Raw genomic sequence first — 18,958 nt, forward strand, 5'->3', positions numbered from 1 at the left:
GGCGCGCGTGATCTTCCTCCGCCAGCGTGACAACGGGTCACGAGGTTCGAAACCCGCGAGACACCGCTGTCATTCCCTCTGACATCGTTGTCGCGCGGGCACGACGCCGCTACGCGACGATCGGACGCAGGTCAGACGTCGCCGCTGCGCTGGGCGAAGATCCAGATCTCGGGCGACGCCCCGCCATAGAAGCGGCCGCGAGTGTCGCGACTGCCTGACAGCTCGATCACTCGCGCGCCCATCGTGGCGAGCATCTTCGCCAGGGTATGCGCGGAGTAGGCGCGGATCGAGATGTGGTGCTCGAACTGGCGGCCGTCCTCGAACACCACGGTCCGGTGGATCCGGACGCGACCGGCTGAGAACTGCATGTCGGCCACGTCGAGCACCAGGCAGCCTCGACCCTGCCACCACGAGCGGCACGGCAAGACGCCCATGAGGTAGTCACGGTTGAACACCTGCAGCGCGAGCTTGCCGCCGGGCTTGAGCAGTTCGACCATGTCCTGCAGGCACTGTCGGTTCTGCTCGTCGCTGTCGAAGTAGCCGAAGCTGCTGCCGAGGCAGGTGACGACGTCGTAGGCGCGGTCGCGTGGCAGCGTGCGCATGTCGCCGTGCAGGATGTCGAAGCTGAACTTGCTGGCCTCGTTGCGCCGCGCCGCTCGCAGCAGCTGCGGCATCGAGTTGTCGAGCCCCGTGACGTCGAGCCCCAGCGCCGCGAATGCGTGCGCGTGGCGGCCGTCGCCGCAGCCGACGTCCAGCAGCGTCTGCCCGCTCGTCAGGTCGAGCGACTTGTAGATGAACGAGGCGTCGATCTCGGCGCTCGCGTCGGCGTCGGCGGGGAGGATCGCGGCGTAGTGGTCGCCGAACACCTCCTCGTGCCAGGGACGGCGCTTGCGACCGTCGCTGCGCGGCGCGGGCGCCTTCGGGGCCGGCGCCTTCTCCGGCGGGGGACGCGGCGGCGCGGCGGGCTTCTCGGCAGCCGTCGGTGGCGGCCGGGGTGGACCGGCCTTCTCGGGGGTCGGCGGCGGCCGCGGCGGCCCGGCCTTTTCGGGCGCGGCAGGCGTGGGCGCGGGAGGCCGCGGCGGGCCCGCCTTCTCGGCGACCGGCACCGGCCCGGTCGGCTGGCGCGGCCGCGGCACCGCCGGCTTTTCGGGCACCGGCGCGGGACGAGCCGCGACGACGACCTCCTCCTCTTCTTCCTCTTCTTCCTCGACGTCCTCGATCTCGTCGTCCTCGGGCGTCTCGGCCTCGGACGGCTCGGCCTGGATCTCCTCCTCCTCTTCCTCCTCGACGTCGGGCTCGGCCTCGGTCTCCTCGTCCGGCTCGGAGACGGGCAGCAGCGACGCGGAGGCGGCGACGGCCGACATCACGTCGTCGGCGTCGTCGTCGCGCACGCGCGGCTCCATGCCGACGGGGTTCAGGCGCTCGAGCGCGAGCACGTCGTCGTCGTCGTCGACGAGCATGCCGGGTCGCGTGAGCGACGGGATGACCATGCCGGCGCCCGTCTCGGCCGGCGGCGCAGGGCTCGGCGCGGGGGGTCCGATCGGCCGCAGCTCGACGGTGAGCTCACCGCTCGCTGCAGACTCCGAGAGCGGCGCAGCCGCGGGTTTGGGGCCGGTGGGCTGCTTCGCCGTGGCCCTGGCGACCGGCCCCGTGGCGGCCTTCGACAGACGCGCGGCCGTGATCGTCGGGATGATGATCCCGGCCGGAGGAGCCGGCGGCGCGAGCATGGTGCGGAGGCGATCGTCGATGACGTCGAGCGAGTCGACGCCGCGCGCGAGGCCGCGCGGGATGACGGTGAAGTCGAGCAGCCACTCCTCGGGAGATACCTGCCAGGTCATGCGAAGTCGCCTCGCTGCAGAAGGGGCTGGCCCATGCGCACGGCGGTCGGCTCGTCGGTGGGCGCGAGCGGACGGACGCCGGCCTGGGTGAGCACGACGACCGTGCTGCCGAGATGAAACACGCCGAGCTCGTCGCCCTTGCGCAGGCGCGCCGGGGGCTCGCAGTCGATGCGCTGGATCTCGCGCGGATGGGTCTCGATGTGACGGTAGGCGCAGCTCATGTGGCCGACCCCGAAGGCGGCGATCATGACGACGGCGATCGTGCCGAAAGGCGTGTCGAGGACGTGGATCAGGCGCTCGTTGAGGGCGAACAGCCGCGGCGCCCGCTCGAGCGCGGCGGCGGTGACCGGGAGCAAGCGCCCGGGCACCGCGACCACCCGCAGGGCGGTGCCGTCACACGGCGTGTGCACGCGGTGGTAGTCGCGCGGATGGAGATAGATCGTCGTCGCCAGGCCGCCGAGGAACGAGTCGGCGAGCGCGTCGTCGGCGAGCAGCTCGCCGAGCGTGTAGGCGTGGCCCTTGGCGACCACCGCGGTGTCGCGCTCGATCGCCGCCATCCCGCGCAGGAGGCCGTCGCACGGGGCGCTGAGCACGTCCCCGCGCGAATCGACAGGGCGCGCGCCGGGCCGCAGGCGCCGGGTGAAGAACGCGTTGAAGCTGTCGTAGCCGTCCTCCATCGCGCGCGGGTCGACATCCTCCAGATCGACGCCGAAGTAGCGGACGTAGGCGGAGACGAACGCGCGGCTCAGCGGCCGGGGAAGGCGCGCGCGGGCGGCCGCGCCGAGGGCCTTGCTCGCAGCGCTGGCGCCCCAGTCGGGTGAAACGTCGAGGACTGCGGCCGCGAGGCGAGCCCGCCAGGGAATTTCACGATCCGACATCAGCGACCGCCAGCCTATCCGAGGCCGGCAATTGGTCGCAAGCGGCGGCGAGGTCCCCGACCCTCGCGCGTGGACGCGCCCCCTCGCGGACACGCATGCGTACGGCCGCCAAGACACCGCTCGGCACCGAATAATAGCGCGTCACCTACATGCACCGGCGCTCGCGCACTGCGCCGCATCGGCGGCGATCGCGTCAGCGGACCCTGCCGCCTAGCCGAAAGACCAGGGTGATTGGGGCAGGTGCTCGGGCTCGGCGGCGTGGGCCTCGAGGCTGCCGATGGCGGCGCGCACCGACGGGATCTTGAGCGCACGCAGCAGCCCTCGCAGCTCCTCGGTGATGCGCACGCACGCGCCGGGCTCGGCGAAGTTGGCGGTGCCGACCTGCACGCAGTGGGCACCGGCCATCAAGAACTCGAGCGCGTCCTCGCCGCTGAGGATCCCGCCCATGCCGCAGATCGGGAGGTCCGGCAACGCACGCGCGACCTGATGGACCATGCGCAGGGCGATCGGCTTGATCGCCGGACCGGACAGTCCGCCGTAGCGGGTGGCGATCTTCGGCCGCCGCGTGCGCACGTCGATCGCCATGCCGGTGATCGTGTTGATCAGCGACACGCCGGCGGCGCCGGCCTTCTGCACCGCGTCGGCCATGGCGACGATGTCGCTGACGTTCGGGCTCAGCTTGACGATGATCGGCACGCGCGAGACCTCGACGCAGGCGCGCGTGAGCCGGTGCGCGACCTCGGGGACGGTGCCGAACTCGATCCCGCCCTTCTTGATGTTGGGACACGAGATGTTCATCTCGAGCGCGTCGATCCCCTGCCCCGCGCCCAGCGAGCGCGCGCAGTCGACGTAGGTCTCGAAGTCGACGCCGAAGAAGTTGACCCACACCGACACGCCGAGGTCGCGCAAGAACGGCAGCTTGTCGCGCAGGAACGCCTCGACGCCGACGTTCTCGAGGCCGATCGAGTTGAGCATGCCGCCGGTGGTCTCGCAGATCCGCGGCAGCGGGTTGCCGTGGCGCGGCAGCGGCGAGATGCCCTTGGTCGAGATCCCGCCGAGCGCGCGCAGGTCGGTGAAGGCGGCGAACTGCTGGCCGTAGGCGAAGCAGCCGGAGGCGGCGAGGATCGGGCTCCGCAGCGCGATCGGGCCGCACGAAGTGGTGATGTCGATGCCTTCGGTCATGGCCAGCGCACCTCGCGGGCGTCGAACACCGGGCCGTCGGTGCAGCAGTAGCGGTAGGGTTTGGCGCCGTAGACCGGCACGGCGCAGCCGAGGCACACGCCGAAGCCGCAGGCCATGTTCTCCTCGAGGCAGAGGTGGGCCTGCACGCCGCGCTCCAGCACCAGGCGACGCACGGCGGCCAGCATCGGCGTCGGCCCGCACGCGAGCACGCGCACCGCCTGGCCCTCGCGCGCGGCGAGGTCGAGCCGCGGCGCCAGCGCGGCGGTGACGTAGCCGCGGACGCCGGCGCTGCCGTCCTCGGTGGCGAAGTGGGCGGCGACGTTCCACGCCTCGAGGTCGTCGAGCAGCACCAGGTCGTCGCGGTTGCGGCCGCCGTAGTACATTTCGACATGTCCCGAGAGACCTGCTCGATGGGCCATGCGTGCGTAGAAGTGGAGCGGCGGCAGGCCGACGCCGCCGGCGACCAGCAGGTCGCGCACGCCGGGGGCCGGCCGCGGGAACGCGACGCCCAGCGGACCGGTGGTGACCAGGCGGTCGCCGGGCTCGACCAGCTTGAGCCGCCGCGTGCCCTCGCCGTAGGCCTTGGCGAGGATCGAGAAGCGCCGGTCGTCCGGCGCGTCGAGGATCGAGAAGGCGCGCGGGTTGAGCAGCTCCCTGCCCCACTCGCCGCGCAGCATCACGAACTGGCCCGGGACCGCGGCGGCGACCGGCGTCGCCTCCGCCGCCGCGAGCTCGAGCAGGAAGTAGCCGCCCGAGAGGCGACGGTTCGCCTCGACGCGCACCTCGAACTGTGCAGCGGTCATCGCGGGCGAAATAGGCCAGCCGGACGCGCCAGACAAGCGCGCGGGGCGTGACCTTGCGCGCGGGGCCGCTCGCCCGCCACGCTCGTCGCCCACGCGCGGGGAACGAGCGAGGCGCGGGTTCGGTCACGCGCGCCCGCAAGGCCGGCGCCGCGGGCGATCCGCCTCGCGCTCGCCGATCCGTGCGGCGTCACGGCGCACCGTTCGCCTGCTCGGGGTGCCGAGGCCGTACTCGAAGGGTGAATGCGCAGCCCCGACGCGCCAGGCAGACGCATAGGCCTCCGCGAGCTCCTCTTCGTCCCCCTCGCCTCTCCCCTCGCCTCCGACGACGCCGACGAAGCTCCGCCGACACGCCGGGCAGCGATCGTCACGAGAGGTCCTCGTCGCACCGCCGGCCTCGCTCCCCCGCAACACACCGCGCCGGAAGGGCCAGCGAACGAGCCTCGACACCTTCGAACATGTGCGAGCGAACATGCTCGATCGGACATACTCTTTTGAGCATACCCCTTCGGACATGCCCGTTCGAACATGTCCTTGCTGACCCGGCAGCTCAGCGCTGGGCCGCTTCGGAGCGCTTGTGGGCGACGTTGCGGAACATGCTGACGGTGCGGTCGAGGCTCTCGAGCGTGTCGCCGAGCGCGCGGGCGTCGGCGCGGGCGAGCTCGCCCTCGGCGCGGCGGACGACCGCCTCGGCCTTGGCGATCGCGTCGCGGCCGAAGCGGGTGCCCGACATCGCCTCCTGCACCTGGGGCAGCAGCTCGCGGATGCTGTCGATCAGCTTCTCGCACTGCTGGCGGCGCCGCTCGAGCTCCTCCGAGGCGCGCAGCTCGATCATGTAGGCCTGCGACTGCTTGACCAGCTCCTTGAGCTCGTCCTCGGTGAGGCCGCTGGTGGCGGTGACGGTGATGCACTGCTCGCGGCCGGTCTCGAGGTCCTTGGCGGCGACGCTGACGATGCCGTCGACGGAGATCGAGAACGTCACCTCGACCTCGACCTGGCCGCGCGGGGCCTTGCGCAGGCCGCTGAGGATGAACTCGCCGAGCAGCTCGTTCTCGGCCGCCTTCTCGCTCTCGCCCTGCAGCACCAGGATCTTCACCGACGTCTGGTTGTCGCGCACGGTGGTGAAGACGTGGCCGGCGCGGGTCGGGATGGTGGTGTTCTGCTCGATGAGGCGGTGGAAGTAGCCGCCGACGATCATGATCCCGAGGCTGTGCGGGGTGACGTCGAGCAGCAGCAGGTCGTGCTGCTCGTCGACCAGCGCGGCGGCCTGGATGGCGGCGCCGAGGGCCACGACCTCGTCGGGGTTGACGCCCTTGCACGGCTCGATGGCGAAGAACTCGGCGACGCGGCGCTGCACCAGCGGCATGCGGGTCATGCCGCCGACCAGCACGACGTCGTCGAGCTGCTTGCGATCGACGCCGGCGCTGGCGAGCGTGCGCTCGCAGATCTTGATCGTCTGGTCGACCAGGTCCTCGGTGAGGTCCTCGATCTGCTGCTGCGTCAGCGGCTCCTGCAGGTGGAACACCTTGCCGCTCGGGCTGGTGTGCAAAAACGGCAGGTCGACGATCACCTCGCGCGCGCTCGACAGGTCGCAGCGGGCCTTCTCGGCCGCGTCCTTGAGCCGCTGCATCGCCATGCGATCCTCGCGGAGGTTGACGCCGGTGTCCTCCTCGAAGGTCTCGATGAGGTACTGCATGATCCGCAGGTCGAAGTTCTCGCCGCCGAGGAAGGTGTCGCCGGCGGTCGAGATGACCTCGAACACGCCGTGGCCGATGGCGAGGATCGAGACGTCGAAGGTGCCGCCGCCGAGGTCGTACACCGCGACCTTGCGCTCGAGGTTCTTGCCGAACCCGTAGGCCAGGGCGGCCGCGGTCGGCTCGTTGATGATGCGGATGACCTCGAGGCCGGCGATCCGCCCGGCGTCCTTGGTGGCCTGGCGCTGGTTGTCGTTGAAGTAGGCCGGGACGGTGATGACGGCCTTCTCGACCGCGACGCCGAGGTGGGCCTCGGCGATCATCTTCATCTCCTGCAGGATGAAGGCGCTGATCTCGGGGACGCTGTAGACCTGGTCGCGGATCTTGAGGCGGATGTCGCCGTGCGGGCCCTCGGCGATGGTGTACGGGCACGTCTGGGCGACGGTGCGGCCGGCGGTCGAGTTCCACTTGCGGCCGATCAGGCGCTTGGCCGCGTAGATGGTGTTCTGCGGGTTCGTCAGCACCTGCCGCTTGGCGAGGTGGCCGACCAGCCGCCGCCCGCTCTCCGACAGCGCGACCATCGACGGCGTGGTGCGGTAGCCGCCCTTGTTGGGGATGACCTTCGGGACACCTTGCTCGACGATCGCGACGCAGGTGTTGGTGGTCCCCAGGTCGATACCGACGACGTGCTCGGCCATGACGAGGTCGCAGACCTACCACGCTCGGGGCGCAAGCTGCCGCGAAAAACAGCCGTGTGGAGAGACACATCGGTCAACGCGCGTCGGCGTCGACCTCGTCGCTTCCCTCGCCTGCGGCTTTCAACTGCGTCAGATAGCGGGCCCGACGCCGCGGATCGCCGAGGAACTCGGCGGAGGCCCGCGCCCGATCGAAGAGCTCGGCGAGGATCGCCGCGAACGTTCCGATGCGTTTGCCGTAGTAACGATCCGGGTGCAGATGGCGACAGGTGTCGAGGTAGGCGCGACGGATGGCGGCGCCGTCGCCGGTGGGCGCGAGGCCGAGGCGCTCGAAGTGACAGACCTGATCGCGCCGCGCCCACAAGGCGAGGAGTCGCTCTTGCTCGTCGCGCGCGAGGTCGAGGTCGTCGCTGACGCGCGGGCCGCCGCCCCGCAGCTCGAGTCTCACGCTCCAGCGACCGGCGACGCAGCGACACGCGGCCAGCCAGCGCGCGACCGGCTCACCGGCGTCGGGCAGCAGCGCGGCGGAACCGTGCAGCGCGAGGCTGTACTGGCCACGGAGCGGCTGGGCGACGGCGGTGGCGGGACGCATGGCGAAAACGAGCGTACCTCCGGATGCTCGCGTCCGCGCGCCCGCCGAGGTGAAGATCGTCACAAAATCGCGCATGAAATTCCCGGCCATCCGGCACCAGAAGCCCGTTCGTCGCGTGCGCCCGCTGCGTGCGCGCCGCCGGACGAGCCTGTATGTCCGCTGTCCGGCCGTACCTTCTCGGTCGCGTCGCCTGGGGGGCTCGGGGATGCCCCCTGCGCCTCCGCGCGCCCTGTCGGGCTGCCGGATCCCGGCTAGGATGGCGCCGCATGCACCCCCTGCGGGTCCTCCTCGTCGCGCTGTCGCTGCTGGCCGGGTTCGGCTGCAAGCCCAAAGATCTGCGCCCGCCGGACCAGGCCAAGTTGAAGCCGACGTCGGAGCTGATGCCGGAGGCCGATCGCCTGATCAACGGGCTGTTGCTCGGGCGAGTGTCGGAGCTGCACGCGTGGATGTCTCCCAGCCTCAAGACGGTGATCCGGCCGCCCGAGCTGGCGGCCACGGGTGAACGCCTGCGCACCCGCTACGGCCAGCCGATCGGGATCCTCGAGGAGAAGGTGCACAAGGAGGGCGACCTGACCTGGTACTCGGGGCTGGTGGTCTACGCCCGCGGCAAGGCCGGCGCGCCCGACCGCAAGATCCGGCTGGTGCTGTATCAGTTCGCCATCACGCCCGACCGCGCGCTCGACCGCCTGCTGATCCGCGAGCACCTGGCGTTCGAGCAGATCGTCGGCCCGGCGCGCCGCTACTCGACGGTGACGCGGCTGCACTTCGTGAGCACCGGCGAGTGGACGGTCGTGCACGGCGGACCGCGGCGGATGACCAACTACCACCACAACCACCGCGGCCAGCGCTTCGCTTACGACATGGTGGTGATGAAGGGCGGCCGCAGCCGGCCGCTCGGCACCAGCGGCAACAAGGACGCCTACTGCTACGGCTACCCGGTGCTGGCCCCGGCGGCCGGCACGGTGATCCGCGCGATCAACGACGTGGCCGAGAACGGCCCGGGGGCCGAGGGCAAGGGCGGCGGCAACGGCGTCGTCATCGACCACGGTTTCGGCGAGGCGTCGTCGCTGTGGCACATGATCCCGGGCAGCGTCCGCGTGAAGGTCGGCGACAAGGTCGAGCTCGGGCAAGAGCTCGGCAAGGTCGGCAACTCGGGCCACAGCAGCGGCCCGCACATCCACTTCCACGTGGCGACCAACGTGAACTCCCGCGAGGGCGAGCTCGGGCTGCCGGCCCCGTTCGTCGACGTGTACATCGACGGCGCCTGGTACGAGCGCAAGATGCCGGTCCGCAACGACCGCGTGCGCCGCACCGCCACCGACCGCCTCGAACGCAAGCAGCGCGGCAGCGCCGAGGTGCTGCTCGACGCGGCGATGTGAGTCAGACCTTCAGGACATGTCCGAATGGGCATGTCTCGGCAGGCATGGTGTTTCGGACATGTCGTGGACGGACCTGTCCCGGCGCGGCGACCGAGGTCGGAGCTCGCCTCGCGGGCTTCAGGCGGCGAGGCGGCGGGGCGCCGAGCGCGGATCCTTCGCGCGACGAGCCGGAGGCGAACCTGTCCCGCAGGACAGGTTCATCGGCGCGGCCGCTCCTTCGCGGGCGCGGGCTCGACGGGCGCGCCGGCGCGGGCGCGCGGGTGGGCGCGCTCGTAGACGTCGACGATCCGGCCGAGGTCGAGGTGGGTGTAGCGCTGGGTGGTGCTGAGGCTGGCGTGGCCGAGCATGGCCTGGATGCTGCGGAGGTCGCACCCGCCCTCGAGCAGGTGGGTGGCAAAGCTGTGGCGGAGCCCGTGCGGGCCGACGCGGGCGCGCGCGCCGGTCGCCTCGCAGCGGCGGTAGACCAGCCCGCGCACGCTGCGATCGCCGATCCGGCGGCCGCGGCGGCCGAGGAACAGCGCCCGTTCGCCCTTCGGGACATGTCGTTTGGAGCCTGTCCCTTCCGCCATGCGCTGGGCCGGCGGCAGCAAACCGTCGCGGACGGCGAGCCAGGCGCGCAGGGCGGCGGCGCCCGGGGCTCCGAGCGGCACCTCGCGGTCCTTGTTGCCCTTGCCGCCGACGACGCGGATCGTCAGGGCGTCGCCGTCCCAGCGCAGGTGGTCGAGGTCGAGGGCGACGCACTCGCCGACGCGCAGGCCGGCGCCGTAGAGGACCTCGAGGATCGCGCGGTCGCGCAGGCCGAGCGGGCCGTCGGCGTGGCCGGGGCCGTCGATCATGTCGGTGAGGTCCTCGACCGGGAGCGCGACCGGGAGCCGCTGCGGCAGCTTGGGTCGCCGCACCAGCGCGGCCTCGTTGTCGGGCAGCTCGCCGCCGCGGCGCAGGAACTCGGCGAAGCTGCGCAGGGCCGAGAGCTTGCGCGCGGAGGTGCTGGCGGCCTGCTCGCCGAAGCGCTCGGCGAGGTCGGCCCGGACCTCGCGCACGCCGAGATCGGCGAGCTCGGCCGGCCGCCCGCGCCGGGCCTCGAAGCGGGCCAGGAAGTCGAGCAGGTCGCCGCGATAGGCCCGCAAGGTGTGCGGCGACAGCCGCCGCTCGTCGCGGAGATGCTCGAGGAAGCGCTCGACGGCGTCGCGCATGCCGGAGGTGTAGCGCGGGCCGGCCGCGGCGGGAAATTTGCGTCGCGCGGCGAGGCGTCACGCGCACGCGGGATCGGCGAGCCGTTCGGCGCGGGCCTGCGATGCGCGACGAACGGCGACGCGTCGAGGTCGCATCGACGAGCGTCGCGCGGCGAGGCGTCACTCGCACGCGGGATCGGCGAGCTGCCCGGTCGCGGGCCTGCGTGCGCGACATCGACATGCGTCGCACGGCCCGGCGTCACTCGCACGCGGATCGGCGAACCGCCCGGTCACGGACCTGCGTGCGCGACGAACGGCGACGCGTCGACGTCGCATCGACGATGCGTCGCGCGGCGAGGCGTCACTCGCACGCGGGATCGGCGAAGACTCGGACGCCGCGGTTGCGGAGCTCGAGGATGTCGTCGCAGTCGCCGTCGTCGAGCGCGGCGCCGCGGGCGTCGAGGCGGTCGTTCGTGCGGAACGCCTTGATGCCGACCAGCAAGCCGATGTCGTCGACCTCGGTGTCGCTGATGTCGATCTGGTCGACGCCGAGCACCGTCTCGACGCCGGCGAGGCTCTGCAGCGGGGTGCGGGCGACGCGGAGGAAGTCGAGCTCGAGCCAGTCCTTGACGGGGCCCAGGGCGGTGATCCGGGTGCCGTTGGCGGAGAAGTCGACCAGCGACGTGAGCGGCGCCAGCGGGCCGAGGTCGGTCACGGGGGCGCCGGAGATGTCGAGGGTGGTGAGCGCGGTGGCGGCGGCGATGGCGGTGAGGTCGGCGGCGTCGAGCGGGGCGTTGAGGAGCCGCAAGACCCGCAGCGCGGGCAAGGTGGCGAGGACGTCGTACTCGGCGGTGGTGGCGTCGACGAGGTCGAGCTGGCGCAGCAGCGGCAAGCCGGCGAGCGGCGCGAGGTCGGGCGCGACGCCCTGCCCGCCGAGGCCGAGGTAGTCGAGGTATGCGAGTCCGGACACCGGCGTGAGGTCGACGAGGCCCGGGTTGTCGCGCAGGTCGAGGCGCCGCAGGTCGGCGAGGCCGGCGACGGCGTCGATGTCGGAGATGGCGTTGATCCGGGCCGAGAGCGTGCGCAACCGGGTGAGGACCTCGACGCCGTCGAGGCTCCTGAGGGCGTTCTCGTCGAGGTCGAGGGTGGTGAGGCCGGTGAGGCCGGTGAGCTCGGCGAGCTCGGAGATCTGATTCTTCTCGAGGCCGAGGTCGACGAGGTCGGGCTTGCCGGCGAGGCCGGTGGTGTCGGTGATGGCGTTGGCGTTGACCTCGAGCCGGCGCAGGCGCGTGAGGCCGGCCAGCGGCGCGAGCGAGGCGATCTGATTGTCGTCGAGGTCGAGGTACTCGATCTGCTCGAGCGCGGCGAGCGGGCCGATGTCGGTGATGGCGTTGCCGACGAGGGTGAGCGCGAACAGCTGGCGGAGGTCGGCGAGCGGGCCGATGTCGGCGATCTTGTTGTCGGACAGGACGAGCGACTCGAGGCCGAGGAGGTTGCGCAGCGCGGCGATGTCGACGACCTCGCCGCGGGCGACGTCGAGGTGCCGCAGCGCCCGCATGCCGGCGACGAAGGCGATCGACTTCACGCCGGTGCCGCCGAGCACGAGCTTCTCGAGGTTGACGAGGCGCGAGAGCGGGTCGTGGCGCTCGATCGGGTTCTCCGACAGCTCGACCTCACGCAGCTCGGTGAGGTTGATGAGCGGGCGGATGTCGGCGATCTTGTTGCGCGCGAGGCCGAGGGTGCGGAGGTTGACGGCGCACTCGAGGCCCTCGAGGCTCTCGATGCCGCGCTCGGCGGCCTGCAGCCCGGTGAGCGCGGCGAGCGACGCCGCCGTGAGCGCGGGCTCGCCGGTGGTGCTGTCGTCCTGCGCCTCGGGGTCGCCGAGGATGTCGAGCAGCAAGACCCGCAGCGCGGGATCGGGGACGTCGATCTCGCCCTCGCACACGACCGGCCCCTGCGGGGCGAACTCCTCGCGGGCGCACGCCAGCGCGAGCGCGCCGAGCAGCGGGATGACCGGCCAAGATCGCATGCCGAGGCCGGCAACGGTATCACAGGCCGGCACGCGCGCGGCCACGGAGCTCGCGCGAGCGCGAGGACCGGCCGACGGCTCCCCTGCCCCGGTCCGTCACGGCATCACGCCGCGAGCTCGTCGAGTCAACCGCCGACGCGGAAGGTGCCGCGCACGGCGGCGTGGTCGGAGCCGCCCCAGCCGTCCTGGCCGGGGTCGCGGAGGACGCGGGCGGTGCCGTCGACGAAGGTGCCGCCGCCGCTGCGGGTCGACAGGTAGAGGTGGTCGAGGGCGCGGGTCTCGCCGCCGTAGACGTAGGTCCAGTCGTCGTCGCCGAGCTCCGCGGCCACGCGCGAGGTGCCGCCGTCGGCCTCGATCGCCTGCAGCGGCGGCGACTCGGGCACGTCGTTGAGATCGCCGCCCATGACCACGAGCGCGTCGGGGTAGTTGTCGACGGCGAGGTCGATGAGGTCGCGCGCGGCCTGGGCCTCGGCGAGCCGGCGCTCGGGGTCGTCGTCGTTCTTCGACTTGAAGTGGGCGACGAAGGCGATGAGGCGGTGGCCGCCGGCGTCGAGGTGCGCTTCGAGGTAGTCGCGGGCGAAGTGGGTGGAGCCGCCGCCGGGCAGCGGGATCGGGGCCGCGCCGTGGCTGCGGATCTCGATGAGCGGCAGGCGTGAGAGGAGCGCGGTGTCGATCGAGGCGGTGAAGCCGGTCTCGCCGAGGTAGGCGGTGGTGAACTGTGGCAGGCGTTCGACCAGCGCGTCGAGGCAGTCCTGGCTCTCGACCTCCTGCAGCAGCACGACGTCGGCCTGCAGGTCGTCGATGGCGGCGGCGATCTGGTCGGCGCGGTAGTTGAACTCGGCCGTCGAGTACACCTCTTCGAAGGCCCCGCCGCCGCACTGGCCGCTGTCGCACACCATGTCGAAGAACAGGTGGACGTTGAAGGTGGCGACGACGATGTCCTCGGGGCCAGGTGGCGGGAGGTCCGGCGGCGCGGGCGACGAGGTCGAGGTGTCGTCGCCCGAGCCCGTGCTCATGTCGTCCGGGACGAGCGAGGGACAGGCGAGCGAGGTCGCCGCCAGGGCGAGGACGCTCAGGCGGAGGCGCACGAGGGGCATACAGGCGAGCTTGCCGCGGACGGGCGCGCGCGTTGAGTCCGCGAATGCGGGAGTGTCGTTGCGATCACGAACTGGTTGCACGACCGGGACACCTCGCGCCTTCCTTGGCACAAGCGGGGCTCGTACGACGCGCATGGCCTCAGGCACCACCCTCGACGGCGACGAGCCGCTCGTGGAGCCGGCGCAGGGCCTCGTGGGCGTGGCGCGGGCTCAGCTCGTCGGGGTGCAGGGCCCGCAGGTCGGCGAGGATGGCCGCCAGGGCCGGCGGCGCGGCGTCGACGGCCTGCGGCGGCGGGGTCGGGGCGGCGAACAGATCGAGCTGCGGCAGCGGGCGGCTCTCGCCCTGGGCCTGCTCCAGGCGGGTCAGGAGCTTCTGCGCGCGACGCAGCACCGAGGCCGGCAAGCCGGCGAGGCGGCCGACCTGGATGCCGTAGCTGCGCTCGGCCGGGCCGGCCTCGACGCGGTGGAGGAAGACGATCGAGCCGCGCTCTTCGTGGACGGTGACGTGGGCGTTGCGCAGGCCGACGAGGCGCGCCTGCAGCTGCGTGAGCTCGTGGTAGTGGGTGGCGAACAGGGCCCGACAGCCGATCTGGTCGTGGAGGAACTCGGTGATCGCCCACGCCAGCGCGAGGCCGTCGTAGGTGGCGGTGCCGCGGCCGATCTCGTCGAGCAGGACGAGGCTGCGCGGGGTGGCCTGGCTCAAGATCTGAGCAGCCTCGCGCATCTCGACCATGAAGGTGCTCTCGCCGCGGCCGAGGTCGTCGGCGGCGCCGACGCGGGTGAACACGCGGTCGACGACGCCGACGCGGGCGCGCACGGCCGGCACGAAGGCGCCGGCGTGGGCGAGGATCGCCACGAGGGCGGCCATGCGCATCGCCGTGCTCTTGCCGCCCATGTTCGGGCCGGTGAGCAGGACCAGCCGCCCTGCCCCGTTGCTCGCCCCGGCGGAGGCGCGCAGGTTGAGGCTGTTGGGCACGAAGCGGCCGGCGTCGAGCATGCGCTCGACGACCGGGTGGCGGCCCTCCTCGATGTCGAGGACTGGCTCTTCGACCATGTCCGGACGGACATACGCGTGGTCCTCGGCGATCTCGGCCAGGCCGGCCAGCACGTCGAGGCGGGCCAGCGCCTCGGCGACGGCCAGCAGGCGGTCGCCGGCGCCCGAGACCTGCTCGCGCAGCGTGGTGAACAGCGCCTGCTCGCGCTCGAGCGCGGCCGCGACGGCGCCGAGCACCGCGGTCTCGTGCTCGGCCAGCTCGGCGGTGACGAAGCGCTCGGCGTTGGCGGTGGTCTGCTTGCGGATGTAGTCGGCCGGGACGCGCGCGAGGTGGGTCTTGAGGACCTCGATGAAGTAGCCGAACACGCGGTTGTGCTGGACGCGGAGGTTGGCGATGCCGGTGCGCTCGCGCTCGCGGGCCTCGATGGCCGCCAGCGCCTCGCGCCCGCCGTCGCGCAGGCCGAGCTGGCGGTCGAGCTCGGGGTCGGCGCCGGGGCGGATCATGCCGCCGTCGCGGGTGTGCGCCGGCGGGTCGTCGACCAGCAGGCGGACCAGCGCGGCGTGGACGTCTTGCAGGAGATCCTCGCCGAGGTCGAGCAGGACCGGCAGGCTGCCGCTCGGGACATGCCCCTTGGAACCTGTTTCAGAGGGCATGTCTCCGGGGACCTGTCCCTCGGTGAGCAGCGGGGCGCGCCGGCGAGCCAGCTCGTGCAGCAGCGCGGCGACCCCGGGCAGCGCGCCGAGCGACTGGCGCAGCGCCGCGAGCTCGCGCGGGCTGACGGTGCCGAGGCGGGCGCGCGCGGCCAGGCGGGCGATGTCGCGGACGTCCCGCAGGCGGTCCTGCAGGTCGCCGCGCACGCGCGGCTCGGCCAGCAGGGCCTCGATGGCGTCGTGGCGCTCGCGGATGGCCCCGAGCGCGCGCAGCGGGGCGCCGAGCCAGGCGCGCAGCAGGCGGGCGCCCATGGCGGTGCGGGTGGCGTCGACGGCCCACAACAGGCTGCCCTTGCGCTGGCCGTCGCGGAGCGTGCGGAACACCTCGAGGTTGCGCAGCGAGGCGTCGTCGAGCACGAGGTGGGCCTCGAAGGCCTGGCGCCGCAGGCGGTGCAGCAGCAAGGTCTGGCCGGGCTGGGTGTCCTCGGCGTAGGCGAGCGCGAGCGCGGCGGCCCGCTCCTCGACCGGGACCAACGCCTCGCCGCCGCTCTCCTCGCGCAGCTTGCGGACGCGGGCCAGCTGCGCGGCGCCGACGGCGGCGGGATCGCGGGCCTCGAGGCGCGGGCACAGCGGGCCGAGCTCGAGCCCGAGCCACGGGTGCAGCCCGGGCTCGCACACGATCTCGCGCGGGACCAGGCGCGACAGCTCGGCCCGCACCGCGCCGGCGCCCTCGCACAGGACCACGAAGAACTCGCCGCAGGAGACGTCGAGGACGCCGAGGCCGTAGGTGCCGCCGGCGTCGTGGACCAGCGCGACGAGGTAGTTGGGCTCCTCGCCGCGCAGGTGCTCCTCGTCGACGAGCACGCCGGGGGTGACGACGCGGACGACCTCGCGGCGGACGATCTTGTTGGGACCCTTGCGCTGGCGCGCCTGCTCGGGGGTCTCCATCTGCTCGCAGATCGCGACCTTGAAGCCGCGCTCGACCAGGGTGCGCAGGTAGCCGCCGATCGCGTGGTACGGCACGCCCGCCATCGGCACCGGGTTCTCGACCTCGCCCTTGTCGCGCGAGGTGACGGCGATCTCCAGGACGGGCCCGACGGTGACCGCGTCGTCGAAGAACATCTCGTAGAAGTCGCCCATCCGGAACATCAAGATCGCGTCGGGGAACTGACGCTTGATCTCCAGGAACTGGCGCATGACCGGCGTGTCGGCCGAGTGGTGCGGAGCGCTCACAGCCGGCCCTTATAGCTCAGCGCGGATGCGCGCGGCACAGCGGGCGCGGCGCATTTCGACACGGCGTTACGGATCTTTGTGTAAGCCCGCTGACAATTCAGGCAGGCCGGCCCGCGGCCACGCGCTCACGCGGCGATCTGGGCGAGCGCGAGGATTTCGCGGCGGATCGCCTGGCGCTCGCTGCTCAGGTGCGCGAGCAAATTGCGGCGCAGGAAGAACATGGCGAGGCCGTGCGCGGCGGACCTCACGGTGGCGAAGCGCTCCCAGAAGTGCAGCGCGGCGAAGCCGGAGGTCGGCGCGAACAGCAGCCCGGCGACGAGGCCGGCGTGCAGGCCCCAGGCGTAGCCGGCGCCGAGGCCGACGAGCAGCCACGTGAGCGGGAAGAAGGTCATCGCCGCCAGCAGCTTGGCGGTGGCGACCATGTCCTCGTACTCGCCGGCGACGCGCGCGGCGACCATGCCGCTGGCGCGATAGCTGAGGTAGTGCAGCGCGGTGCCGACGAGCGCGAGCGGGAGCACGACGCCGAGGGCGAACACGCTGCGGAGGGCGTAGCGGAGGCTGGCGGAGAAGGTGATGTTGTGCGGCGCGAGGTGGTTGGGGCCGAGGCCGAGCTCCTCGAGGTCGCGCTCGTAGCGGCGCACGCGGGCGACCAGGGCGTCGAGGCGCGCGGGGTCGCGGAGGCGCAGGCGGGCGTGGCCGTGCAGCAGGCGCTGGCGCAGCTCGAACGCCTCGGACACGCTCCACGCCTCCTCGCTGGCGGCCTCGAAGATCTCGGAGGTGCGCTCGACGAGCGCGAGGATCTCGTGGTCGTCGCCGTGCAAGGTGACGGCGCGCAGGGCCACGTCGATGTCGCGCGTGAGCGCCGCGACCGCGCCGGGCGGCGGCTCGCCGCGGGCGTCGAGCGGAGCGTACGGGACGCTCAGCGGGGCGCCGAAGTAGACCAGCGCGTCGCTGCGGAACCGCGCCTTGGCGGTGTAGAAGAGGCCGGCCGGGATGATCGTGAGGTCTTCGAGACCTGTCCCGAGGGCAATGCGGGCCGCGCCGGTCTTCATCGGCTTGAGGTTGGGGTCCGAGTGCGAGGTGCCCTCGGGGAAGATGGCGACCGCCTGGCCGCGCAGCAGCAGCTCGCGGGCGTGGCGGAAGGTCTCGTGGTTGTCGACGCGCGGGCCGCCCTCGTCCTGGCGGCGGTAGATCGGGATCGAGTCGAACGCGCGGACGATGGCCCCGAGGACAGGTGTCTTGAACAGCGGGGCCTTGGCGAGGAACGACACCGGCCGCGGCGACAGGCACAGCAGGAAGGCCGGGTCGATCAGCGCGTTGGGGTGGTTGAGCACGAACATCACCGGACCCTCGGTGGGCACGCGGGTGAGCCCGTCGAGCTCGATCCGGCGGAAGAAGATCCGTAACGCGACCCCGAAGATCTGCTCGACGACGCGGCGCAGCACCTGGACAGTATAATGAGGATGCGCCGCGGCGGGCGTGGTAAGGATCGGGGATGTCGCCCGCAGCAGCCGACCTCCGGAGCCGCTGGAGCCTCGATCCCGGGGTCGTGTTCCTCAACCACGGCAGCTTCGGCGCCTGCCCGCGCGCGGTGCTCGCCGTCCAGGACGAGCTGCGACTGCGCATGGAGCGGGAACCCGTGCGCTTCTTCCTCCGCGATCTGCAGGGGCCGCTCGACGCCGCGCGCGAGGCCGTCGCCGCGTTCGTCGGCGCCGACCCGCTCGACCTGGTGTTCGTGCGCAACGCGACCGAGGGGGTCAACGGGGTCCTCCGCTCGCTGGATTTCTCGGCCGGCGACGAGCTGCTCGTCACCGACCACGGCTACAACGCCTGCAACAACGCAGCTCGCTACGTGGCTCTTCGGACAGGTGCCCGCGTGGTCACGGCCGCCCTGCCCTTCCCCATCGCCGGCCCCGAGGCGGCGCTGGCGGCGATCCTGGCCGCGGTCACCCCGCGGACCCGCCTGGCGATCGTCGACCACGTCACCAGCCCGACCGGCCTGGTGCTGCCGATCGCCGCCATCGTCGCCGCGCTGCGCGAGCGCGGGGTCGACTGCCTGGTCGACGGGGCGCACGCGCCCGGCATGGTGCCGCTCGACCTGAACGCCCTCGGGGCCGCGTACTACACCGGCAACCTGCACAAATGGGTGTGTGCGCCCAAGGGCGCGGCGATCCTCCACGTCCGCCGCGATCGCCAGGGGCCGATCCACCCCGTCGTGATCAGCCACGGCTTCACCGGCCCATGCGGGCGATCGCGCCTGCACGCCGAGTTCGACTGGACCGGCACCGCCGACCCCACCCCGTGGCTGTGCGTCCCCACGGCCCTGCGCGAGCTCGGCTCGCTGCTGCCGGGCGGCTGGCCCGAAGTACAGGCCCGAAACCACGCCCTGGTGTGCGCCGGCCGCGAGATCGTCGCCGCGGCCCTCGGCGTCGCGCTACCTGCCCCCGCGGACATGCTCGGCAGCCTCGCCAGCCTGCCCCTTCCGCCAGGTCCCGAAGGACAGACGGTCACGCCGCTCACCTCCGACGCGCTGCAGGACACGCTGCTGCTGCGCCACAACATCGAGGTGCCGCTGCCGCCGTGGCCGGCCCCGCCGCGCCGGCTGATCCGGATCTCGGCGCAGCTGTACAACGAGGTCGCCCACTACGAGGCGCTCGCGCGGGCCCTGCAGGTCGAGCTGGGCTGACCGCGGAGGTCGCCGACGAGGTCGACGCGCCCGCGAGC

13 protein-coding genes are annotated in these 18,958 nt (G+C 72.5%); 2 read left to right on the forward strand and 11 right to left on the reverse strand.

Going from position 1 to position 18,958, the window contains the following annotated elements; all coding sequences use genetic code 11:
- Nucleotides 1-131: 131 nt before the first annotated feature.
- The 6 genes from K7C98_RS28410 to K7C98_RS28435 all read right to left on the reverse strand — a co-directional run bounded on the left by K7C98_RS28410 (nucleotide 132) and on the right by K7C98_RS28435 (nucleotide 7,679).
- Nucleotides 132-1,838, reverse strand: coding sequence for a methyltransferase domain-containing protein (locus tag K7C98_RS28410; protein ID WP_224194923.1), 1,707 nt, complete (start codon nucleotides 1,836-1,838; stop codon nucleotides 132-134).
- Entirely contained in the window at nucleotides 1,835-2,716 is an 882-nt protein-coding gene (gene asd, locus K7C98_RS28415; protein ID WP_224194924.1) for an archaetidylserine decarboxylase, read from the reverse strand. Before asd ends, K7C98_RS28410 begins: the two co-directional genes overlap by 4 nt.
- Before the next feature lie 210 nt (nucleotides 2,717-2,926).
- Nucleotides 2,927-3,898, reverse strand: a complete 972-nt coding sequence (locus K7C98_RS28420; RefSeq protein ID WP_224194925.1) for a dihydroorotate dehydrogenase — start codon at nucleotides 3,896-3,898, stop codon at nucleotides 2,927-2,929.
- A complete protein-coding gene (locus K7C98_RS28425; RefSeq protein ID WP_224194926.1) occupies nucleotides 3,895-4,701 on the reverse strand; it encodes a dihydroorotate dehydrogenase electron transfer subunit in 807 nt (268 codons plus the stop codon). Before K7C98_RS28425 ends, K7C98_RS28420 begins: the two co-directional genes overlap by 4 nt.
- A 547-nt stretch (nucleotides 4,702-5,248) precedes the next feature.
- On the reverse strand, nucleotides 5,249-7,090 hold the full coding sequence (gene dnaK / locus K7C98_RS28430; protein ID WP_224194927.1) for a molecular chaperone DnaK: 1,842 nt from the start codon (nucleotides 7,088-7,090) through the stop codon (nucleotides 5,249-5,251).
- Nucleotides 7,091-7,163: 73 nt separating this feature from the next.
- Nucleotides 7,164-7,679 carry a J domain-containing protein gene (locus K7C98_RS28435; RefSeq protein ID WP_224194928.1) on the reverse strand — a complete coding sequence of 172 codons (516 nt, stop codon included), beginning with the start codon at nucleotides 7,677-7,679 and terminating at the stop codon, nucleotides 7,164-7,166.
- A 266-nt stretch (nucleotides 7,680-7,945) separates the two neighbouring features.
- On the opposite strand from K7C98_RS28435, the gene K7C98_RS28440 reads away from it, so the two are divergent.
- The gene (locus tag K7C98_RS28440) at nucleotides 7,946-9,058 is read left to right on the forward strand and encodes a M23 family metallopeptidase (protein ID WP_224194929.1); all 1,113 of its coding nucleotides are present in this window, start codon (nucleotides 7,946-7,948) and stop codon (nucleotides 9,056-9,058) included.
- 197 nt (nucleotides 9,059-9,255) lie between these two features.
- On the opposite strand, the gene K7C98_RS28445 is transcribed toward K7C98_RS28440, so the two are convergent.
- From K7C98_RS28445 to K7C98_RS28465, 5 genes are all read right to left on the reverse strand, one after another.
- The gene (locus tag K7C98_RS28445; RefSeq protein ID WP_224194930.1) at nucleotides 9,256-10,251 is read right to left on the reverse strand and encodes a tyrosine recombinase XerC; all 996 of its coding nucleotides are present in this window, start codon (nucleotides 10,249-10,251) and stop codon (nucleotides 9,256-9,258) included.
- A 340-nt stretch (nucleotides 10,252-10,591) separates the two neighbouring features.
- On the reverse strand, nucleotides 10,592-12,259 hold the full coding sequence (locus tag K7C98_RS28450) for a leucine-rich repeat domain-containing protein (RefSeq protein WP_224194931.1): 1,668 nt from the start codon (nucleotides 12,257-12,259) through the stop codon (nucleotides 10,592-10,594).
- 125 nt (nucleotides 12,260-12,384) lie between these two features.
- Nucleotides 12,385-13,356 (reverse strand): endonuclease/exonuclease/phosphatase family protein, encoded by a 972-nt coding sequence (locus tag K7C98_RS28455; protein ID WP_224194932.1) that lies wholly within the window; start codon nucleotides 13,354-13,356, stop codon nucleotides 12,385-12,387.
- A gap of 139 nt (nucleotides 13,357-13,495) precedes the next feature.
- The gene (gene mutS, locus K7C98_RS28460) at nucleotides 13,496-16,234 is read right to left on the reverse strand and encodes a DNA mismatch repair protein MutS (protein WP_224194933.1); all 2,739 of its coding nucleotides are present in this window, start codon (nucleotides 16,232-16,234) and stop codon (nucleotides 13,496-13,498) included.
- A 125-nt stretch (nucleotides 16,235-16,359) separates the two neighbouring features.
- The gene (locus K7C98_RS28465) at nucleotides 16,360-17,679 is read right to left on the reverse strand and encodes a lysophospholipid acyltransferase family protein (RefSeq protein ID WP_224194934.1); all 1,320 of its coding nucleotides are present in this window, start codon (nucleotides 17,677-17,679) and stop codon (nucleotides 16,360-16,362) included.
- Between the two features lie 50 nt (nucleotides 17,680-17,729).
- Between K7C98_RS28465 and K7C98_RS28470 the strand changes: the two genes are divergently transcribed.
- Nucleotides 17,730-18,920 carry an aminotransferase class V-fold PLP-dependent enzyme gene (locus tag K7C98_RS28470; RefSeq protein WP_224194935.1) on the forward strand — a complete coding sequence of 397 codons (1,191 nt, stop codon included), beginning with the start codon at nucleotides 17,730-17,732 and terminating at the stop codon, nucleotides 18,918-18,920.
- Nucleotides 18,921-18,958 lie beyond the last annotated feature (38 nt).

The sequence above is a fragment of the Nannocystis pusilla genome (assembly GCF_020073745.1).
Lineage (GTDB): Bacteria > Myxococcota_A > Polyangia > Nannocystales > Nannocystaceae > Nannocystis > Nannocystis radixulma.